Genomic DNA, 18,818 nt, shown 5'->3' with positions numbered 1-18,818 from the left:
GAGCCGCTTAAACTGGGCTTGGGTCAGGTCCGATGAGTAAGGCTTGCGTTTCACACCTCAAGCTTGCCACCGGATCGGACCCTTTATAAACACGCTCTCAGAGACTTCAGGTCAGAAACAGTCGGTACGCCGGATTCTGCGTCATCTCATCCGATGGGTAGCCCAGGCCACGCAGGAAAGTGGCGAAGTCGGCTCCGTCCTCCTCCGGCACCTGAATCCCGGCCAGCACCCGTCCGTGGGCGCTGCCGTGGTTGCGGTAATGGAACAGGCTGATGTTCCAGCGCCCGTGCAGATGTGTCAGGAATTCCAGCAGCGCGCCGGGGCGTTCGGGGAAAGTGAAGGAATAGACGCGCTCGCCCTCGGCCTCCGGGGCGCGGCCTCCCACCATGTGGCGGACATGGACCTTGGCCAGTTCGTCGTCGGTCAGGTCCAGAACGGCGTAGCCACGGGCGGTCAGGGTGTCCACCAGTTCGCCGCGCTGCCCCGCAGAGGCCAGTTGCACGCCCACGAAGATCTGCGCCTCGCTGCGGGGGGCGTAGCGGTAATTGAACTCGGTCACGGCCCGCGCGCCGATCACCTCGATAAATTCGCGGAAGGCCCCGGCCCGCTCGGGGATGGTCACGGCCAGAATCGCCTCGCGCTGTTCGCCGATCTCGGCCCGCTCCGAGACGTGGCGCAGGCGATCAAAGTTGACGTTCGCGCCGCAGGTCAGCGCCACCAGCGTTTCGTCCTTGAGGCCATGCTCGCGCGCATATTTCTTGAGGCCCGCCACCGCCAGCGCCCCGGCGGGTTCCATCACGGCGCGGGTATCGTCGAACACGTCCTTGATGGCCGCGCAGACTTGATCGGTGTTGACGCGCACCCAGTCGTCCACATAGCGCCGCGTCAGGTCAAAGGTGTAGGCCCCCACCTGCTTGACCGCCACGCCGTCCACGAAGATGCCCACCGAGTCCAGCCGCACCCGCGTATCGGCCTGCAAGCTCTGATACATGGCGTCGCTGTCGTCCGGTTCCACGCCCACCACTTTCACGTCGGGGCGCAGGGCCTTGATCACGCTCGCCACGCCCGCGATGAGTCCGCCGCCGCCTACTGGCACGAAGACCGTGTAGCCGTTGCCAGTCTCCACCTGCCGCAGCAGTTCCAGCGCCACCGTGCCCTGTCCGGCCAGCACCAGGGGATCGTCGAAGGGATGCACGAAGGTCAGGCCCAGCTCCTTTTGCAGCGCGTAGGCGTGGGTTTCGGCGTCGCTGAAGCTGTCGCCGTGCAGGATGACCTCGGCCCCACGGGCGCGGCAGCCCTCGATCTTGATCTCGGGCGTCGTGGCGGGCATCACGATCACCGCCCGCATCTTCAGTTCCTGCGCCGCATAGGCCACCCCCTGCGCGTGGTTGCCCGCCGACGCCGTGATCACGCCCTTTTCGCGCTGCTGTGGCGAAAGTTGCGCCATCTTGTTGTACGCGCCGCGCAGTTTGAACGAGAAGATCGGTTGCAGGTCCTCGCGTTTGAGCAGCACGTGGTTGCCCGTGCGTTTGCTCAGGCCGGGGGCGGCGCTGATCGGGGTTTCGATGGCCGCGCCGTACACCTTGCCGGTCAGGGCGAGGCGCAGCACATCCATCGCGGTCATCTGGCCGGGTTCAAATTCCTGGGGCTGGATCATGTGTCTATCCTCCGTACTGAATGCAAAAAAAGCCCCCGCGTCGGTGGCGGGGGGAACTCTGGGCAGCGCGGCGGCTGTCAGGTGCCTTCCCCTGACCTGCCAATAATTCGCGCCGCGTTCATAAGGGTGAGGATAGGGGAGAGTCCTGGGGGATAGAGGGTTGAGGGGTAGACAAGGCCATTTTTACGAACAGCCCCGCCCCCCAGCCCCCTACCCCGGACTTGTAAAGCTGCGAAGCAGAGTGGCAGGGGGAGCAGCGCTGCGCTAGGCACGAGTTTATGGGCGTTTCTGGTGGAGGTGGACGGCTGTATCCGGGTCTGATGCCCTGCTCCGTCACGCTGAATGCGGCCCGTCCGCTGCGCGCCCGACGGCCTTCGGTTGCTGTTTTGGTTACGGTTTTGTGGGCTGTAGAGAGTTTGAAGGGCTGGCATCGGTTCCTCCCCATCTGTCTCTGCCTTTGTGGGGAGCTGGCCGTCATGCGGGCGGTCCTTCCTCCAGACAGCCGCCCCGCCCGCGTTGCCTTCCGGCGCTAGCCTGCCCGCATGAGTCCAGATGGCCTGTCCACTCCAGAATTACCAGAAACGTTCGATGTTCTCGTCCACCCGGCCCAGGCCCTGAGCGGCGAGCTTCGCGCCCAGCCCAGCAAGAACTACACCACGCGCTACCTGCTGGCGGCGGCGCTGGCCGAGGGCGAGACCCGCGTGGTAGGCATCGCCAGCAGCGAGGACGCCGGGGCCATGCTGCGCTGCCTGGAAGACTGGGGTGCGGGCGTGACCCTGGTGGGCGACGACGCCGTGATCCGGGGATTCGGCGCGGTTCCCCGTACGGGCGTGACCCTCAATCCTGGCAACGCGGGCGCAGTGGCCCGCTTTCTGATGGGCGTGGCGGCGCTGACGCAGGACACCACCTTCGTCACCGATTACCCCGACTCGCTGGGCAAGCGTCCGCAGGGTGATTTGCTGGCGGCGCTGGAACGCCTGGGCGCACGCGTGAGCAGCAACGGTGGACGCCTGCCGCTGACCATCTCCGGCCCGGTGCAGGGCGGAACAGTGGAGGTGGGGGCCGAGAAGTCCAGCCAGTACGCCAGCGCCCTGATCTTCCTGGGACCGCTGCTTCCCCGTGGATTGGACCTGCGCCTGACCGGGCAGATCAAGAGCCACGCGCCGCTGCGGCAGACGCTGGACACGCTGAGCGCGTTTGGTGTGCGCTTCAGCGCCAGTGAGGATCTCAGCCGCATTTCCATTCCGGGTGGGCAGAAGTACGGGGCCGGGCGGGTGTCCGTTCCGGGCGATTATCCCGGCTCGGCGGCCATTCTGGCGGCGGCGGCCCTGCTCCCCGGCGAGGTCCGCCTGGGCAACCTGCGCGAGAATGACCTCCAGGGCGAGCGCGAGGCGGTGGCCGTGCTGCGCCAGATGGGTGCGGACATCGTGCGCGAGGGGGATACGTTGATCGTGCGCGGGGGCCAGCCTCTGAATGCCGTCACGCGGGATGGAGACGGCTTTACCGACGCGGTGCAGGCGCTGACCGCCGCCGCCGCGCTGGCCGGGGGCGAAACCACCTGGGAAAACGTGTCCACGCTGCGCCTCAAGGAATGTGACCGCATCAGCGACACGCGGCGCGAGCTGGAGCGGCTGGGCATCCATGCCACCGAGACGGCAGACAGCCTGAGCATCACCGGGACGGGCAAAATTGCCGGGGGCGTCACCGCCGACGGTCACGGCGATCACCGCATGATCATGCTGCTGACCCTGCTGGGCCTGCGGGCCGACGCGCCCATTCGGATTACCGGCGCGCACCACATCCGCAAGAGTTACCCGCTGTTTTTCCGTCATCTGGAGGCACTGGGAGCCAGGTTTGAATACCTGCCGACGGACGTGTATTAGCTCCAGCACGCTGTCAATCCATCTTTTTTGCACCGCGTTTAAAACCGGGTGCGGGACGTTTGTCACCTCTTACACTCTGGGCAAGATTTCGCACCTTCCTTCGCCCACACGCTTCAGGAGGTTTTGCCCATGACCCAGCACGCCGCGTCCTACACCAACCCCGATCTGCTCGGAGACTCCCCCGCATGGATGAGCTTTATCTGGCTGGCCTTCGGGATCGCCATGACGCTGATGATCATTGGGATTTACTACCTGCCGGTGGACTGGTGGATCAGGGGCTACCTGTACATGGGCACGCTGTTCCTGACCGCCAGCACCCTGACCCTCAGCAAGGCGCTGCGCGACAGGCACGAGTACGAACGGCTGGTCAACCGCGTCAAGAGCGCGCGCACCGAGCAGGTGCTGAGCAAGTACGAGAGCTGATACGGATTCCGTTTGTTTCGTGCAGGAATCGGAACAGCGCCGATTCCTACACTCCACGTCCGGCATCCGTTCTTCTCCTTCTCGCTCCGCTCGGATTACGGGTGTTTTCAACACCCTCTAATCGGAGTCCGTATGAGGCGTACATCCCATCTGGCCCTTTCCCCACGGAGAGGGCCTTTTCGTGGTTTGGGGCGGGTGCTTTAGCTGTTTTCTCCACTGCCCTCATGGCCGGATGTTGAACTGGAGACATGAATAAATTCCTGCTCATCGGTACTCTTGCCCTGGCCTGTGTGGGCTGCGCCCAGACCAATGCCCAGAACAACACGCAGACGGGTGACAAGGCCGCGCAACCCCCGCTGGAAACCTCCGGCCTGAGCGTTCCCGCTGGATTCAAGGTCACGCCCTATGCCGACGGCTTTCAGAAACCGCGTTTCATGGTCGTTGCAGCCAATGGCGACGTGCTGCTCAGCGACACCTCGGCGGGCAAGGTCTACGTGCTGCCGGACCGGGATCAAAACGGTCAGGCAGACAGCAAGGAAGTTTTTGCCAGTGGCCTGAATCAGCCGCATGGCCTCGCCATCCACGGCGGCTACCTGTATGTCGCCAACACCAACAGCGTGGTGCGTTTTCCGTACAAGGCGGGGGAGATGAAAGCGGGCGGCTCGGCTGAAAAGCTGGTTGATCTGCCCAGTGACGGCGGCCACTCCACGCGCACGGTGGTCTTTGGACCGGACGACAGGATGTACGTGTCTGCCGGAAGCTCCTGCAACGTCTGCGAGGAAAGCGACGCAAGGCGCGCGGCCATCTGGGTCTACGACGCGGACGGCAAGAACGGCAAGGAGTACGCCAGCGGCCTGCGAAACGCGGTGGGCATCGAGTGGTTTGACGGTCAGTTGTACTCCACCAACAACGGGCGCGATGGCCTGGGTGACAACATCCCGCCGGAGGGCTTTTACAAGGTGAACAGCGGCAACTCGTTCGGCTGGCCGTATTGCTACACCACCAAAGCCGGGGAAGCTCAGGTCTGGGACACGGACTTTGGCAAGAAGAGCGCCGCCGTATGCAAGGCTGCCACCCCCGCCTTCGCCCTGACCACCGCGCACTCCGCGCCGCTGGGACTGGCTTTTTACACCGGCAAGACCTTTCCGCAGACCTACGCCGGGCAGATGTTCGTGGCCCTGCACGGCAGTTGGAACCGCAGTGAGAAGAGCGGCTACAAGCTGATCACCGTCGATCCGAAAACGGGAAAAGTGGCCGATTTTCTGACGGGCTTCCTCAAGAACGACAAGGCCAGTGGACGCCCCGTTGACCCGGTGGTGGCTGCTGATGGTGCGCTGCTTCTCAGCGACGACGGTGCGGGTAGGGTCTGGCGCATCCAGTACGTGGGGAAGTGATACTCAGCGAATCCGCCCCAGCAACGTTCTGAGGGTCCGCCTCTCGTCGCCGCTCAGGTCTGCCAGCAGCCGTTCCTCGTTTTCAAGATGAGCGGTCAGGAGACCGTCCACCAGCTCAAATCCCGTCGCGGTCAGGCGGGCGCGAATGGCGCGGCGGTCTGAGGGGTGTGGCAGCCGTTCCACGAGTTCCCGCTCCGTCAAAACGTCCACCCGCTTCGTCACGGCGGGCGGCGTGATCGCCATCAGTGCGGCCAGTTCTCCCAGCGTCAAGCCTTCTGGGGGGGCGGAGCGGCGCAGCGTGGCCAGCACATCAAAGGCAGACGGAGTGAGGCTGTGCTGGGCAAAAAATGCCTCCAACTCGGTCTGAAGCAGTCCAGAGGTGCGCTGCACCGCAATCACCGTCAGCATCGGCTGCGGGTCCAGATCGGGCCGCGCCGCATGCCAGTCGCGTTCGATACGGGTCAAAAGCTCGGCGGTAGGAGTGTCTTTCATGCCTGCTTCCGTCCCCGGTCAGCAGCCAGCAGGCCCACCGCGCCCAGCAGCAGTGCCGCGCTCAGAATTCCGGCCAGGGTGGGTGGCTGAGCACTCTGTCCCAGCCAGCCCAGGCCCGTGATGATGGCCGCCCCCACAACCTGTCCCAGTGTGACCGCCACCGTGCTGGCCCCGGCCCCCAGCCGCGCGCCCGTGATCAGGCTCAGGGTGACGTAGGTGACGCCCAGCAGGCCGCCCATCAGGGTCCACAGTGCGGGCCAGGTGTCAGGCCGTGCGCCGTCCACTCCCAGCGCCCACAGCGAGATCAGCAGCGCCGCACCCACCCAGAACGTAACAAACGTGGCGATCAGCGGCGAACCCAGGACCGCTGCCAGCCGCAGGTTAAAGGCCAGCCCCGCCGACAGGCCGATGCCCGCGCCGATGGTTGCCAGCAGCGCCACCAGACTCATCTTAGCCCCCACAGTCGCAGCGCCAGCGCTGCCAGCACCAGCAGCACGGCCAGCGTGCGCGTGCGGTTCATCCGTCTGCGTGGCAGCCCCAGCGCGCCAAAATGATCCAGCGCCAGCGCGGTCAGCACCTGCGCGGCAATCACGAACGTGGTGGCCAGGGCCGCGCCCAGCAGCCGGGTCAGGACCACGCTGCCCACCACGTAGGCGCTGCCCACCACGCCGCCCAGCCACACCCAGCGCGGAGCAGTCGCTGCCGCCGTCCAGTTAGGACGCACCCGCAGCAGCGCCAGCACGATGCCCAGCGCCACTGCGCCCACCAGATAAGAGAGGCCCGCCGTCAGCGTCACCGAGTGCAGTTCGCCCGCCAGCGCACTGTTCACGGCGAACTGCATGGGCAACAGGGTTCCGGCAGCCACCGCCAGGAGAAGGAAGGGGGCGCGTCTGGATTCGGAAATCATGCTCAGATGTTACACCGGTAAACTGTTTTCTGGCGAAGGAATTGAAATGGGCTTTCCTCAACCCCTTACGCCTTTTGCCGGATGCAACCCCTCACCGTTTTGGTGCGTAATAGAGAGCATGACCGATGGCAAACCCGGCCCGCTGATTCCACCCGAAACTTCCCTGAGCGCGCCGGAGGCCGTCAAGAACGTGGCCCCGGTGGACGCGCCCGAAATGGTGCCGCTGTCCAACGAGGACCGCACCCGCTTGGACGGCATGGCCCGCGCCTTTGCTCTGGACGTGCTGAATTCCGGGGCGCACAGCCCGGAGTTCAAGCGCAAGCTGGACGCTGTGCATGATCTGGGCCTGCCTGAACAGCGCGCGGCGGCGCAGACCAGCAACCGCATGCTGGACCGCCCCCTGCGCGCCACCCGCAGCGGCGCACTGGCCGAGGGCAGCGACATCCTCAACGGCCTGACCGAGCTGCGCCGCACCGTGGAGGATCTGGACCCCAGCCGCGCCCCCACGCCGCGCCGCCTGTTCGGCATCCTGCCAGGGGCCAAGAAGGTGCAGAACGCGATGGACAAGTATCAGAGTGCCCAGTCGCACCTGAACGGCATTCTGGAATCTCTGTACCGGGGTCAGGATGAGCTGCGGCGCGACAACGCCACCATCGAGACCGAGAAGCTGCACCTGTGGGAGACCATGCAGAAGCTGCGGCAGTACGCCCACGTCGGCAAGGCGGTGGACACGGCCCTGACCGAGCGGCTGTCCGAACTGGCGACGACGGACCCTGAGAAGGCCCGCATGGTCAGCGAGGAACTGCTGTTCGCCGTCCGTCAGCGCGTCACCGATTTGCTGACCCAGTTGGCGGTCAGCATTCAGGGCTACCTCGCCCTCGATCTGGTGCGGCGCAACAATCTGGAGCTGATCAAGGGTGTGGACCGGGCCACTACCACCACCGTCAGCGCCCTCAAAACTGCGCTGATGGTCTCGCAGGCGCTGGGGACGCAGGGCGCAGTACTGGGGCAGATCACGGCCATCAACGACACCACGGGCAAGATGATCGGCTCCACGGCCAGCCTCCTGAAGCAGCAGTCCACCGAGATTCAGCGGCAGGCGGGCAGCGCCACGGTGGACCCGCAGATCATCCAGGGGGCCTTCCGCGACGTGTATGGCGCGCTGGACGCCATCAGCGCCTACCGTCAGCAGGCGCTGGAGCGTTTCAGCGAGACCATGCAGGTGCTGGACAAGGAGGTGGCCCAGGCCCAGACCTACCTGGACCGCGAACGCCAGGGGGCGGCCCGCGAGGTGGCCCAGGACCTGAACGTGTCCAGAGACGGTGAACTGAAGCTCTGAACGCCCGTCAGACGGTGCTGGGAACGTTGGCCGCGAGGCTCGATGCCCAGCCTGCCCGTCCCGTCCTGCGCGTTGCCGTGGATGGGGTAGACGGCGCAGGCAAGACGACGTTTGCCGACGAACTAGCTGCCAGTCTCAGAAGCCTGGGCCGCGAGGTCATCCGCACCAGCGTGGACGGCTTCCACAGTCCCCGTGCCGTGCGCTATCGCCTGGGTCGGGACTCGCCCGAAGGTTTTTACCGCGACTCCTACGACTACGCGGGGCTGAGGCGGGCACTGCTGAACCCGCTGGGGCCGGACGGCTCAATGCGTTACCAGACGGCAATTTTTGACGTGGACGCGGATCAACCCGTTTCTCAAACAGAATTGACCGCCCGGCCCGGCAGCATCCTGATCGTGGACGGTCTGTTCCTGCACCGCTCGGAGTTGCGCGGCGTGTGGGACGACTCTGTTTTTCTGCGCGTCGATTTTGCCGTGTCCGTTCCACGCGGCGCGGCGCGCGGCTCTGGCTTCGGCTCTCCCGATTCGGAGGCTGAGAGCAACCGTCGGTATATCGGGGGCAACCGACTGTATTTTCGGGAGGCCCAGCCGGAAAACTGGGCAGGCGTGGTGGTGGACAACAGTGACCTCAATGCCCCATTCATCGTCTCCGATGCATCTGGAAGCTGAGGCGCGGCGCATCCTCGGTCCCACGGCGCGTTTTCTGTCGATTGGGGCAACCTGCGAGGTTTACACGGATGGCGAGCGGGTGCTGCGGCTGGCGCACGGTCCAGAGGCGCGGCTCTCTTCGCAGACGAGTGTCATGCGGGCGCTGTCTGCCGCTGGCGTGTCTGTGCCCGAAGTGCTGGAAGTCGGCTGGTTGCCCTCTGGGCGGGCCTTCAGTCTGGAAAGTTTCGTGGCTGGAGACGATGCGGGACCGTCACGCGAGGGCTGGGCCGATCTGGGGCAGGCGCTGGGCGTGCTGCATGCCCTGCCTCACGCTGGATTCGGAGTGCTGGAGGACCGGGGTGGAAATTTGCAGGGCGTCGCTTCCACTCCGGCAGATGGCCTCCGCACCCGCCTGAAAGCGTGGCCGCTCAATGGGGGCAGGCTGTCCGCCCAGCCGCTCATCCACCACGCGCCGGACCTCACCCTCCCACTGGCCGCGCTGGAGCCGGAGCTGTGGCAGGTGGCCGAACCCCCTTCTGCGCTGTGTCACACCGATCTGCACGCCGGGCAGTTTCGCTGGCAGGATGGACGACTGCGGGCGCTGCTGGACTTTGGGGATGCGGCCATCGGTCCGCCCGCCTGGGACGTTGCCAGCGTGGCTTATTTCCACGGCTGGAACGCGGCGGAACTTGTGGCTGGAGCCGCTGCTGAGTCTTGTGACCGGAATGCAGCGCTGTTCGGCCTGTTGCTGGCCTTTCACCGCGCGGGCCGCGCCGCCGAGCAGGGCTGCCCGCAACGCCTGGCTGAGGCAGCCGCCTTCGCGCGGAGCTGTCTGAATCGGCTGGATTAAGTGTTCAGTCGGGGTGGAGGTCACTTGACGGCATTACTGAAAGCAGATAGGCTAGCTCTCAAGCTTACCTACCGGTAAGTAACTGCCCAGCCACTTTCCAAGGAGTTCAAAATCATGGACGAGATCATCATTCAGCCTGCCCTTCACAACGCCATTGGCGGTATCGTCGTGCTGGCGGCCATTGCCACCGTGCTTCTCAACTGGCGTGGCCTCGCCACCCTCAAAACCTCGGGCGGCCAGACTTCGGGCGGTACGGATTCACCCCGCAGCCCCGCGCTGGGCGGCTGGCAGAACGCGGCCCTGATCGCCTTTCAGATCGCGTTGATGGTTCAGGCGCTGATCGGCATCAAATTGCTGGATCAGGGGCTGGGCACCGTGCAGAAGTACGTCCATTACCTGGGCGGTCTGGGTGCGCTGGGTCTGGTGATGCTGTACTACTGGCTCCCCAAGCGCGACGCGCGCGACAGCTCAGTCAAGGCGCTGGGCCTGACAGTGGCCTCGCTGGCCTTTGTGCTGATGACTTTTATCATCGGCGGCCTGTACGCACGCGGCGGCCTGAGCTAACTGCCCCAGAGCTAACGGCATCACAGCTAAAAGGCGCGGATCGGCGGGCGCACCGCTCCCGTATTCTGCACCCCATGACCGCTCCCGCCTCTGTCCCCGATCCCCTGAACACTGCGACACTGACCATCACCTGCCCGGACCGTGGGGGCATCGTGGCGTCGGTGTCGCAGTTTCTGCACAACCACGGCGCAAACATCATCCACAGCGATCAGCACAGCACCGATCCGGCAGGCGGTACATTTTTTATGCGGATGGAGTTCTATCTGGACGGGCTTGACCTGTCCCGTGACGGCTTCGAGCGGGCTTTTGCAGGCGTGGTGGCCCAGCCCTTTCAGATGGAGTGGAAGCTGGCCTACCGCGCCGAGCCGAAGCGCATGGCGATTCTGGTCAGCCGCTATGACCACTGTTTTCTGGACCTGCTGTGGCGCAAACGCCGGGGCGAACTGAACGTGACCATCCCGCTGATCATCAGCAACCACGAGGACCTGCGCCGCGACGCCGAGATGTTCGACATTCCCTTTCACGTCGTTCCGGTGGGTAAGGAGAACAAGGCTGAGGCCGAGGCCGAACAGGTCCGCCTGCTGCGTGAGGCCGACGCCGAATTTGTGGTGCTGGCCCGCTACATGCAGATTCTGTCGGGGGATTTCCTCCGTGGCTTCGGGCGGCCCGTGATCAACATCCACCACAGTTTCCTGCCCGCCTTCATCGGCGCGAACCCGTACCGCGCGGCCTTTAACCGGGGTGTCAAGCTGATCGGCGCAACCAGCCACTATGTCACCGAGGAACTGGACGCCGGGCCGATCATCGCGCAGGACGTGATTCCCGTCACCCACCGCGAAACCCCCGACACCCTGATGCGCCTGGGCCGCGACGTGGAGCGGCAGGTGCTGGCCCGCGCTGTCAAGGCCCATGTCGAGGACCGCGTGCTGGTCCACGGCAACAAGACGGTGGTGTTCTGAAACCTGTGTGGGACAGGGAAAACACGTTCCATTTCAAGCGTCTTTCCTGAACGCTCAACCCTTTGCCTTTGACCCGGCCCACCGCCGCCCCGTAGGCTGGGCGCATGGCAACCCTGTACGTCATTCTGCTCACGCTGCACAACATCAACCGCTGGCTGGTCCTGCTGGCCGGGGTGTGGGCGCTGTTCCGGGGCTTCTCGGGTCTCAGTTCCGGGCGGGCCTTCGTCGCGGCGGACCGCCGCCCGGTGGTGGCCTTCGTGGGCACCGTCAGCCTGCAACTGGTGCTGGGGCTGCTGCTGTACGGGTTTCTGGGCGCGCAGAACATTCAGGTGTTCGCGGGCGCGCGGCCCAGCTTCCAGTGGGAACACCTGGGCCTGGGCGTGCTGGCCGCCGTCTTCGCCACCCTGGCCTCGGCCCTGAGCAAACGGGCGGTGGCGAATCCCGCCAAATTCCGTGCCATGACCCTCTGGACGGTGCTGAGTCTGGTGGTGGCGCTGGCCGGGATTCCGTGGTGGAGGCCGCTGCTGCGTTTCTTCAACCTGTAATCTCGTGGAAGTGGCGGGCCGCACTGGAAAGTTCAGGCGGCCTGTTCTGTGTCTCGCTTTCGGCTGCGGCTGATGGCTGGTCCTGGAGATCATCTCCCTGCCGAACGTGCGCGCTCAGTAAGGCTCCCGGCCCTGCGCGGGCTGCACCGGGCCGCTCCAGGGATCATGGGCTGGCATCACGGGTCGCCCAGGCAATCCGGCGTCCAGCACGGTGGCGACATTGCTGGCAAAGCCGCGTGACCAGCCCATCAGCAGGGTCAGCAGCAGGTAGATGAACGCGCCCAGCAGCATGGCCGCCGCGCCGACGAGCAGCACGGCACGCAGCGCGGCGGGCGTGATGCCCAGCGCCGCCAGATCCGGGTCGTTCAGCGGTGCGCTGCCCACGAACGCGGAGAACGCCAGCAGGGGCAGACCGCCCAGCAGCAAGCCCGCCAGCCCCAGCACCAGCAGCACCAGCGTGAACAGCAGCCAGGGGTCCACCCCACGCGCGGCTGGACGTACTGGCACGGGGGTGTGGGCACGGGCCACCACGGCGTCCAGCCAGCGCCGGATGGCCGCCAGGATCAGCCAGGTGATGATCACGGTGGGCAGGCTCTGAACCACCACGCCCAGCACGATGGCCCCGATCTCTGCCGGGCCGAAACCGACGCCCTGGAAGGTCTGGGGATCGAGTTGCCGGATCAGGCCGAAGGTCAGGGGCACCGCCAGCAGCGGGATCAGAAGCTGCAAGATCGGCGCGATCTGTCCCAGCACAATCCAGGGCCGCACCGTGCGGACGCTGCGCTCCAGCGCCCCGGTGTGGTCCGGGCCGGGGTTCAGCGTCTGGTCCCACACTGCGCCCACCGTCTGCCGGGCCACCAGGATGGCCCACACGTAAAGGGCAGTGGCCAGCAGGCCCAGGCCCAGCAGGGAAGGCAGCGCCCAGGCAGGGACCAGCTCGGCGGCATTCAGTTGGGGCAGATCGCCGTCGCTCAGTTCGTTCAGCGAGGCCAGCCAGCGCGGCAATTCCCCGAAACTCCACCACAACGCCCAGAACCCCAGCAGGCCGCCCAGCGCCGAGAGGGCCGCCAGAACCCCCAGCGTGCCCATAATGCGCCCGCCTCTGACGGTGACCCCGGCGCGGGCCGCAGCGAGTTCGGCGGCAGTGATGGGCAGCTCTGGAAAGCTGGGAGGGGGCTGGGTCATGCCCTTATGGTGCCATGCCCGGAACCCGTATCAGTCTGCCGTGATTTCCACGCCCTTCCAGAAGGCCACGCGGTCCTTGATCTCCCTGGCGGCGTCCTTGGGCTGGGGGTAGTACCACGCGGCGTCGGGGTTGCGCTTGCCGTCTACTTCCAGCGTGTGGTAGCTGGCCGTGCCCTTCCACGGGCAGGCCGAGTGGGTGTCGCTTGGGCGCAGGTAATCCGCCTTCACGCTGTCTGCGGGGAAGTAGTGGTTGCCCTCCACGACGACTGTGTTGTCCGACTGCGCGATGACTGTTCCGTTCCAGGTGGCTTTCATGCTTCAGGGTACGGCGGCGGGTGGGGGTGACACTGTCGCCCGGCCTTCATCTGTGTCCGCTCAATCTGTGCCTGCTCAATCTGCGCCCGGTCCGGGCCGCACTTGCTCGCACGGCGATTGGAGCTGGGTGGGGCAAGGAAGGCGGAAAATCTGGTCGCTCACCCCGCCCTGTTTTCCCCGCCTGACAATTCCATGACATAACGGAGGACAATACGGAGGATTTGTCATGGTTCTATCCAAATTCATGCCCAGCAACCCCAAGTTCAGCGCCCGCTTCGCCGAGGCCGCCCGCAATGCCCACGCCACCGCCCAGGCGCTCGTGGACCTGCTGGAAAACTACAGCGATGTGGAGGCCAAGGTGCAGCGCGTGCGCGACCTGGAACACGTCGGGGACCGCTTATCCCGCGAGGTGACCAACCTGCTGGCCGAGTCGTTCATCGTGCCCTTTGACCGCGAGGACATCATCGCCCTGAACGAGGATCTGGACGATCTGGTGGACGATATGGAAGACGCGGCGGTCAAGCTCAGCCTGTACCGCATCCAGACGCCGCTGCCACAGATGGCCGCGCTGGCCCGCGTGGTGGAGGCCCAGTGCGCGCTGCTGGCCCAGGGCATGCCGCTGATTGAGGACAACAGCAAGGTGGGCGAACTGGCCAAAATTGCCGATCAGATCTACACCCTCGAAGACCAGGGAGACGACATCAGTGACGAGGTGCAGCGCGTGCTGTACGACGGCGTGACCGATGTGCCGGGCATGATCCTGGCCATGCGCAGCGGCGAGATCGTGAACCTGATCGAGAACGCCAGCGATCAGGCGCAGCGCGTGGCCAAGACGGTGGAGAGCATTCTCCTGAAGAACGCTTAGAGCCGCTGCCTGTGGAACCTGCACTTATCGGCCTGATCATCATCGTCGCGCTGGCGCTGATCTTTGACTTCATCAACGGCTTTCACGACACCGCCAACGCCATCGCCACCTCCGTCGCCACGCGGGTCCTGACGCCCGCGCAGGCGATTGCCATGTCCGCCGTGATGAACGTGGTGGGCGCGCTGACCGGGACGGCGGTGGCCAAGACCGTCAGCGAGGACATCGTCTCGCAGCAGTACGCCACGCTGGAACTGGTGGGCGCTGCGCTGCTGAGTGCCATCGGCTGGAACCTGTTCACGTGGTGGAAGGGCCTGCCCAGCAGCTCCAGCCACGCCCTGATCTTCAGTCTGGTGGGCGCGGGTGTGGCCGCCGGGGGCTGGGGCATCATCATTCCCAAGGGCGTGCAGAAGACACTGACCGGGCTGCTGACCAGTCCGGTGCTGGGCTTCATGATCCCCATTCTGTTGATGTTCCTGCTGTCGTGGCTGGTGCTGAGGTGGATGAGGCCGCGCACGGTCACGCGCACCTTCCGCTGGGCGCAGATTCTGAGTGCCGCTTTCATGGCCTTCTCGCACGGTGGCAACGACGCGCAGAAGACGATGGGCATCATCACCTTCGCCCTCAGCGCGTATTTCGGGACGCAGATGCAGACCGTGCCGCTGTGGGTCATCCTGGCGGCGGCCACCGCGATGGGCATGGGCACGGCCATCGGCGGCTGGCGCATCATCAAGACGATGGGTTTCAAGGTGGTAGACCTCAAACCCGTGGACGGCTTCGTGGCCGAAACGAGCGCCGCGCTGATCATTGAAACGGCCAGCCGCCTGGGCATTCCGGTCAGTACCACGCACACCATCAGCACCGCGATCATGGGCGTGGGCACCACCAAGGGCTTTAAGAAGGTCAAGTGGCAGGTGGCCGGGAAAATCGTCAGCGCGTGGGTGTTCACCATCCCGACGTGTATCGCGCTGGGCTGGGTCATCCACAAGATCATTCTGGCGATAGGGGTCTAGGGGGTTGAGAGCAGCCCCGCTGCTGATCGTCGTCACGGGCCTGCCCGCCGCCGGGAAAACGACACTGGCGGCGTTTCTGGGGCGAGAACTCGCTCTGCCAGTCATCTCCAAGGACGATTACAAGCAAGTCCTGCTGGACCTGTTGCCCGAAGAGGAGCGCCTCGCCCATCACAGCGAGATGGGCAAGGTGGGTTATTTCGTGATGCTCCGGGCTGCCGACGCCCTCCTGACGGCGGGGCAGAGCCTGATTCTGGAAACCCATTTCTATGTCGGAATGAGCGAGGTGAACATCATTCCGCTTGCCGAGAAACACGGGGCGCAGATCATCCAGATTCACTGCTCTGCCGAGATGGCCGAGTTGAAACGCCGTCATGCGGGGCGGGTGGAGGCCAAATTACGGCCCTACATTGACCATCCTGGCCTCCATAACCACCTGCCCGCAAATGCCAACTGGGAGCCGCTGGAGCTTCACGCGCCGTTGCTGCGATTGGACACGGGCGTATCCGATGCCCACGCCCAGGCGCTGGCGTGGGTCAGATCGTGGCTGGCTGGCTGACCAGTCTCAGACTCTCGCCCGCGCATTCGCGCCCGCGCAGCAGTTCGGCCAGCACCTCTGCGCCGCGCACCACGCCCAGCGCCGGGCGGGAGAAATGGGCGTTGGCGTCCACGGCCCACAGTTGACCTTCACGGACGGCCCGCAATTCGGTTTTCGCCAGCAGTTCGCGGGCAAATTCTGCGTTCTTCTCCAGGCCGTAGCCGCAGCACATCACCACGATCACGTCGGGGTCCAGCGCCGTGATTTCTTCCCAGCTCGCGCGTCCGCTATCTGTCCCTGCCGCGCCCAGCACGTTCACACCCCCCGCCTGCTCCACCTGTTCGGGAACCCAGTGGCCGCCGTAGAAGGGCGGGTCCACCCATTCCAGCGTCAGCACGCGCGGGTTGTGTGACACGGGCTGGATGGCGTCCCAGCGGACCTGGGCATTGGCAGCCAGTTCCTCGCCAAGTTCCGTGACCCCGGCAGCATCAGCCAAAGCCCGCAAGTCGTCCAGAATCCCAGCCACGCTGCGGCCCTCCAGGCTTAACACGTTGGCGGCGGGCAGGCAGCCAGGGAGGTAGCGCACCGCCGCCTCAATCGTTCCCGGCGTGACCGCGCAGACCTCGCACACGCCCTGCGTGACCACCAGACCGGGATTGATGGCGTCCAGCAACTCGCCGTCCACGCTGTACAGCGCCAGTCCCGCGCGCATGGCCTCGCTCACGGCGCGGTCAATCTCGGCCTGAGACGCGCCCGAATCCACGATGGAGCGCGTCAGCACCGGCAGCCCTGCCGCCCTCGGATGGTCACACGAATGGCTGACCCCGGCCAGCCGTGCGCCCAGGCCCAGGTCGAACAGCAGGTCGGTGGCGCTGGGCAGCAGGCTGATGATGCGGTCCGGGGCAGTGTCGAGGGCGTGGGTCATAGGGTCAGGGTAATGCGAAATTGCTCTGGGATGGCGCGCCCCCACTCTGAGGACAACCTCAGCGGCTCGCCCACACCTCCACCAGACCGCGCAGGGTCAGCGTGTCGTCGTAATACTCGATCTCGCGGCAGATGCCTTCCACGGTGCGGGCAAAGCCCCCGGTGGCGATGGCGACGGCGGGGGCCGGGAGTTCGGCGCGAATCCGGCGCAGGAGGCCGTCCACCATCTCGGCGTACCCGAAGACCAGACCGGATTGCAGCGCGTGGACCGTGTTCTTGCCGATGGCGCTGGCCGGGGCCTCCAGCGTGATGCGCGGCAGTTTGGCAGCGCGGGCGAACAGGGCGTCGGCGCTGACCTGCGCCCCCGTTGCCAGAATGCCGCCGATAAAACGCCGCCCCCGCCCGATCACGTCGAAGTTGGTGCTGGTGCCGAAGTCCACCACCACGGCATATTCGTGGTTGTTCATGTACTTCTCTGCGCCGAACAGGTTGCACAGGCGGTCCGCGCCCACCGCGTCGGGGGTGTCCAGTTCCACCGTCACATCGGGCAGATTCAGGGCCGAGATGCTGAACGCCTGCACGCCGTAATGCCGCTCCAGGGCCAGCGCGTAATTCTCGCCCACTGGGGGGGCCACGCTGCTGAGGATCGCCGAGCGCGGCACCTGCGCCCCGGCCACCGAGAACAGGCCGTGCAGTTGCAGCGCCAGATCGTCCGGCAGGGCGTCGCGGTTGGTCCGCACGCGCCAGGTGTGGGTCAGGGTCTGCGTCTCGTCCGCGAGGCCCAGCACGGTGCTGGTGTTGCCGATGTCCACGGCCAGAAGGGGAAAGGTTGGCACACCTGGGAGTTTATACATTTTGCGGTTGAAATCCTGACTTCAACCCGACTGAAGGGAGAAGCAAAAAATACGGGTTGCGTGGTATGGAAGAACATACGGCGCTTTCCTGGATGTTCTGGAATTTAACGCAACCCGTAGTAGAGGGTGCTGGGGTCAACGGCGGCCATCAAAAGAAAAACCTCCACCCGGATGGGGAGGAGGCGTGGAGATCGGGTTGCGTTCTACTGGAACTTGCTCAGGTCCACAACCACGCTGTAGGCGCAGTCGCTGTCGGCCTCGGTCTTGATCAGCAGGTCCATCTTGGCCCCCGCTGCCAGCCCGGCCTTGAGGGGTTCAAAGTAGTAGACCAGCGTGCCCTGATACGGGCCTGTGGCGGCTGTCGCAGGTGTGGCGGGCTGGGCGGCGTCCACCAGTTTGAAGTCGTTGACGTAGGTGGAGCGGACCGGGGCCACCAGCTTGCCGTCCTTGTCCTTCATGCGGACCAGATAGGCGTTGCGGGCCTGTTCGGTGGGCAGGCCGCGCACATTGATGTCCACCCGGAGTTCTCCGCTGGCGAGCCTCTTGCTGGCGTAGTCCCCGGTCAATGCGTCCGTGACGCTCAGGTTCTTGAAGGAATCGCGGGCGTCCTGGGCCTGGAAGAACAGTTGATCGGCCTGCCCACTGACCGTCAGGGCGGCGGGACGGCTGCCTGCCGAGTAGTCGGTGGGGGCGGCCAGCCAGCCGTCCACGCAGGCTGCTCCGCCTGCGAAGGCCGTCACGGCCTGTGGCCCGGCGACGAACTGGCCGTCCTTGACACCCAGGTCCATCGTCAGAAAGGTGGGAACCGGGGTGCGGCGGCCATACGCGCCGTCGATCACGTTCTTGGCGACGGTTTCGTCCAGTTGGGGCACCCAGGCCAGTGCCGGGCCGGACAGCAGGGGGACGAGGGTCAAGAGGGCCATCAGTTGGGTGGGTTTACGCATACTGCACTCCATTTAGGGACTTGTGGTTGACGGGAAACTGATTTCCGGCGTTCAGGGTGGGGAAGGTGTCTTTCACTGTGTTCTTCAATCCTTGAAGTACACCACCCGGCACGCCTTGCCCGCCGAGCGGAACTGGGCGGCGGCGGGGGCGGACAGCACGGCGTCGGTGATGTAATTGCTGCTGGGGGCGAATTTGGTGGCCTGCACCGCCTGTGCCTTGACGCGCGTGACGTTTTTAAAGTCGCCGATCTGGCCCTCGCTGGTGATGTAGGTCTGGAGGCTGCCCTCCTGCACCAGTTGGCTGCTGACCCCCTGGATCAGGGCCGCGTCGGGCCAGAGCTGGCCTCCGCCCTGCGCGAACACGAAGCTGGACTGGGCGCGCTGGAATGTGGGAAAACCACGCACGTCCACCACCACCGTGCAGTTCAGCAGGCGGTCCTCGCTGCCCCCGGTGCCGCCGCCCCCGCCACCTGCGCGGGCCGTGACGCCGCCGTCCTCGCCCGAGCCGCCTGCGGGAGCGCCGGCA

22 protein-coding genes are annotated in these 18,818 nt (G+C 65.4%); 12 read left to right on the top strand and 10 right to left on the bottom strand.

Annotated features, from left to right (window positions below):
* Positions 1-106: 106 nt before the first annotated feature.
* On the bottom strand, positions 107-1,657 hold the full coding sequence (gene ilvA, locus BOO71_RS15770) for a threonine ammonia-lyase, biosynthetic (protein WP_075834054.1): 1,551 nt from the start codon (positions 1,655-1,657) through the stop codon (positions 107-109).
* Positions 1,658-2,199: 542 nt separating this feature from the next.
* Here ilvA and aroA point away from each other — a divergent pair.
* The 3 genes from aroA to BOO71_RS15755 all read left to right on the top strand — a co-directional run bounded on the left by aroA (position 2,200) and on the right by BOO71_RS15755 (position 5,357).
* Entirely contained in the window at positions 2,200-3,540 is a 1,341-nt protein-coding gene (gene aroA / locus BOO71_RS15765; RefSeq protein WP_075834052.1) for a 3-phosphoshikimate 1-carboxyvinyltransferase, read from the top strand.
* Positions 3,541-3,669: 129 nt separating this feature from the next.
* Complete coding sequence (locus BOO71_RS15760) at positions 3,670-3,963, top strand: YiaA/YiaB family inner membrane protein (protein ID WP_075834050.1); 294 nt, start codon at positions 3,670-3,672, stop codon at positions 3,961-3,963.
* Between the two features lie 248 nt (positions 3,964-4,211).
* Positions 4,212-5,357, top strand: a complete 1,146-nt coding sequence (locus BOO71_RS15755) for a PQQ-dependent sugar dehydrogenase (protein WP_083653510.1) — start codon at positions 4,212-4,214, stop codon at positions 5,355-5,357.
* A 3-nt stretch (positions 5,358-5,360) separates the two neighbouring features.
* On the opposite strand, the gene BOO71_RS15750 is transcribed toward BOO71_RS15755, so the two are convergent.
* From BOO71_RS15750 to BOO71_RS15740, 3 genes are read right to left on the bottom strand one after another with little or no spacing between them, the layout of a single operon-like run.
* The gene (locus BOO71_RS15750; protein ID WP_075834048.1) at positions 5,361-5,849 is read right to left on the bottom strand and encodes a MarR family winged helix-turn-helix transcriptional regulator; all 489 of its coding nucleotides are present in this window, start codon (positions 5,847-5,849) and stop codon (positions 5,361-5,363) included.
* The gene (locus tag BOO71_RS15745) at positions 5,846-6,298 is read right to left on the bottom strand and encodes a DMT family transporter (RefSeq protein WP_075834046.1); all 453 of its coding nucleotides are present in this window, start codon (positions 6,296-6,298) and stop codon (positions 5,846-5,848) included. Before BOO71_RS15745 ends, BOO71_RS15750 begins: the two co-directional genes overlap by 4 nt.
* Positions 6,295-6,756 (bottom strand): DMT family transporter, encoded by a 462-nt coding sequence (locus tag BOO71_RS15740; RefSeq protein ID WP_075834045.1) that lies wholly within the window; start codon positions 6,754-6,756, stop codon positions 6,295-6,297. The genes BOO71_RS15745 and BOO71_RS15740 overlap by 4 nt, the downstream gene beginning before the upstream one ends.
* Positions 6,757-6,874: 118 nt before the next feature.
* On the opposite strand from BOO71_RS15740, the gene BOO71_RS15735 reads away from it, so the two are divergent.
* From BOO71_RS15735 to BOO71_RS15710, 6 genes are all read left to right on the top strand, one after another.
* On the top strand, positions 6,875-8,095 hold the full coding sequence (locus BOO71_RS15735) for a toxic anion resistance protein (RefSeq protein ID WP_075834043.1): 1,221 nt from the start codon (positions 6,875-6,877) through the stop codon (positions 8,093-8,095).
* Positions 8,096-8,109: 14 nt separating this feature from the next.
* Positions 8,110-8,763 carry a uridine kinase gene (locus BOO71_RS15730; protein ID WP_083653508.1) on the top strand — a complete coding sequence of 218 codons (654 nt, stop codon included), beginning with the start codon at positions 8,110-8,112 and terminating at the stop codon, positions 8,761-8,763.
* On the top strand, positions 8,726-9,592 hold the full coding sequence (locus tag BOO71_RS15725) for an aminoglycoside phosphotransferase family protein (RefSeq protein WP_083653506.1): 867 nt from the start codon (positions 8,726-8,728) through the stop codon (positions 9,590-9,592). Before BOO71_RS15730 ends, BOO71_RS15725 begins: the two co-directional genes overlap by 38 nt.
* A gap of 114 nt (positions 9,593-9,706) precedes the next feature.
* On the top strand, positions 9,707-10,156 hold the full coding sequence (locus BOO71_RS15720) for a hypothetical protein (protein ID WP_075834037.1): 450 nt from the start codon (positions 9,707-9,709) through the stop codon (positions 10,154-10,156).
* A 74-nt stretch (positions 10,157-10,230) separates the two neighbouring features.
* Positions 10,231-11,115 (top strand): formyltetrahydrofolate deformylase, encoded by an 885-nt coding sequence (purU, locus tag BOO71_RS15715; RefSeq protein WP_075834035.1) that lies wholly within the window; start codon positions 10,231-10,233, stop codon positions 11,113-11,115.
* Positions 11,116-11,219: 104 nt separating this feature from the next.
* The gene (locus tag BOO71_RS15710) at positions 11,220-11,660 is read left to right on the top strand and encodes a hypothetical protein (protein ID WP_075834033.1); all 441 of its coding nucleotides are present in this window, start codon (positions 11,220-11,222) and stop codon (positions 11,658-11,660) included.
* Between the two features lie 114 nt (positions 11,661-11,774).
* On the opposite strand, the gene BOO71_RS15705 is transcribed toward BOO71_RS15710, so the two are convergent.
* Positions 11,775-12,845 (bottom strand): hypothetical protein, encoded by a 1,071-nt coding sequence (locus BOO71_RS15705; RefSeq protein WP_075834031.1) that lies wholly within the window; start codon positions 12,843-12,845, stop codon positions 11,775-11,777.
* Positions 12,846-12,875: 30 nt separating this feature from the next.
* Complete coding sequence (locus tag BOO71_RS15700; protein WP_075834029.1) at positions 12,876-13,160, bottom strand: DUF427 domain-containing protein; 285 nt, start codon at positions 13,158-13,160, stop codon at positions 12,876-12,878.
* 226 nt (positions 13,161-13,386) lie between these two features.
* Here BOO71_RS15700 and BOO71_RS15695 point away from each other — a divergent pair, with 226 nt between their 5' ends.
* From BOO71_RS15695 to BOO71_RS15685, 3 genes are read left to right on the top strand one after another with little or no spacing between them, the layout of a single operon-like run.
* On the top strand, positions 13,387-14,025 hold the full coding sequence (locus tag BOO71_RS15695; RefSeq protein ID WP_075834027.1) for a DUF47 domain-containing protein: 639 nt from the start codon (positions 13,387-13,389) through the stop codon (positions 14,023-14,025).
* 11 nt (positions 14,026-14,036) lie between these two features.
* Positions 14,037-15,035, top strand: a complete 999-nt coding sequence (locus tag BOO71_RS15690) for an inorganic phosphate transporter (protein ID WP_075834025.1) — start codon at positions 14,037-14,039, stop codon at positions 15,033-15,035.
* 4 nt (positions 15,036-15,039) lie between these two features.
* Positions 15,040-15,591: an AAA family ATPase gene (locus BOO71_RS15685; RefSeq protein WP_075834023.1), complete on the top strand. Its 552-nt coding sequence runs from the start codon at positions 15,040-15,042 to the stop codon at positions 15,589-15,591.
* Here BOO71_RS15685 and BOO71_RS15680 read toward each other — a convergent pair.
* The 4 genes from BOO71_RS15680 to BOO71_RS27905 all read right to left on the bottom strand — a co-directional run.
* The gene (locus tag BOO71_RS15680) at positions 15,569-16,495 is read right to left on the bottom strand and encodes a cobalamin-binding protein (protein ID WP_075834021.1); all 927 of its coding nucleotides are present in this window, start codon (positions 16,493-16,495) and stop codon (positions 15,569-15,571) included. The two genes, BOO71_RS15685 and BOO71_RS15680, sit on opposite strands and share 23 nt — an antisense overlap.
* Positions 16,496-16,553: 58 nt before the next feature.
* A complete protein-coding gene (locus BOO71_RS15675) occupies positions 16,554-17,330 on the bottom strand; it encodes a type III pantothenate kinase (RefSeq protein ID WP_075834019.1) in 777 nt (258 codons plus the stop codon).
* 221 nt (positions 17,331-17,551) lie between these two features.
* Positions 17,552-18,292 carry a hypothetical protein gene (locus BOO71_RS15670; RefSeq protein WP_075834017.1) on the bottom strand — a complete coding sequence of 247 codons (741 nt, stop codon included), beginning with the start codon at positions 18,290-18,292 and terminating at the stop codon, positions 17,552-17,554.
* An 84-nt stretch (positions 18,293-18,376) separates the two neighbouring features.
* The coding region (locus tag BOO71_RS27905) for a hypothetical protein (protein ID WP_217694904.1) at positions 18,377-18,818 on the bottom strand (442 nt) is incomplete at its 5' end.

The sequence above is a fragment of the Deinococcus marmoris genome, from assembly GCF_001949125.1.
GTDB classification, from domain to species: Bacteria; Deinococcota; Deinococci; order Deinococcales; family Deinococcaceae; genus Deinococcus; species Deinococcus marmoris_A.
The sequence above is the reverse complement of the archived record's forward strand: the minus strand, read 5'-3'. Positions and strand labels throughout refer to the sequence as shown.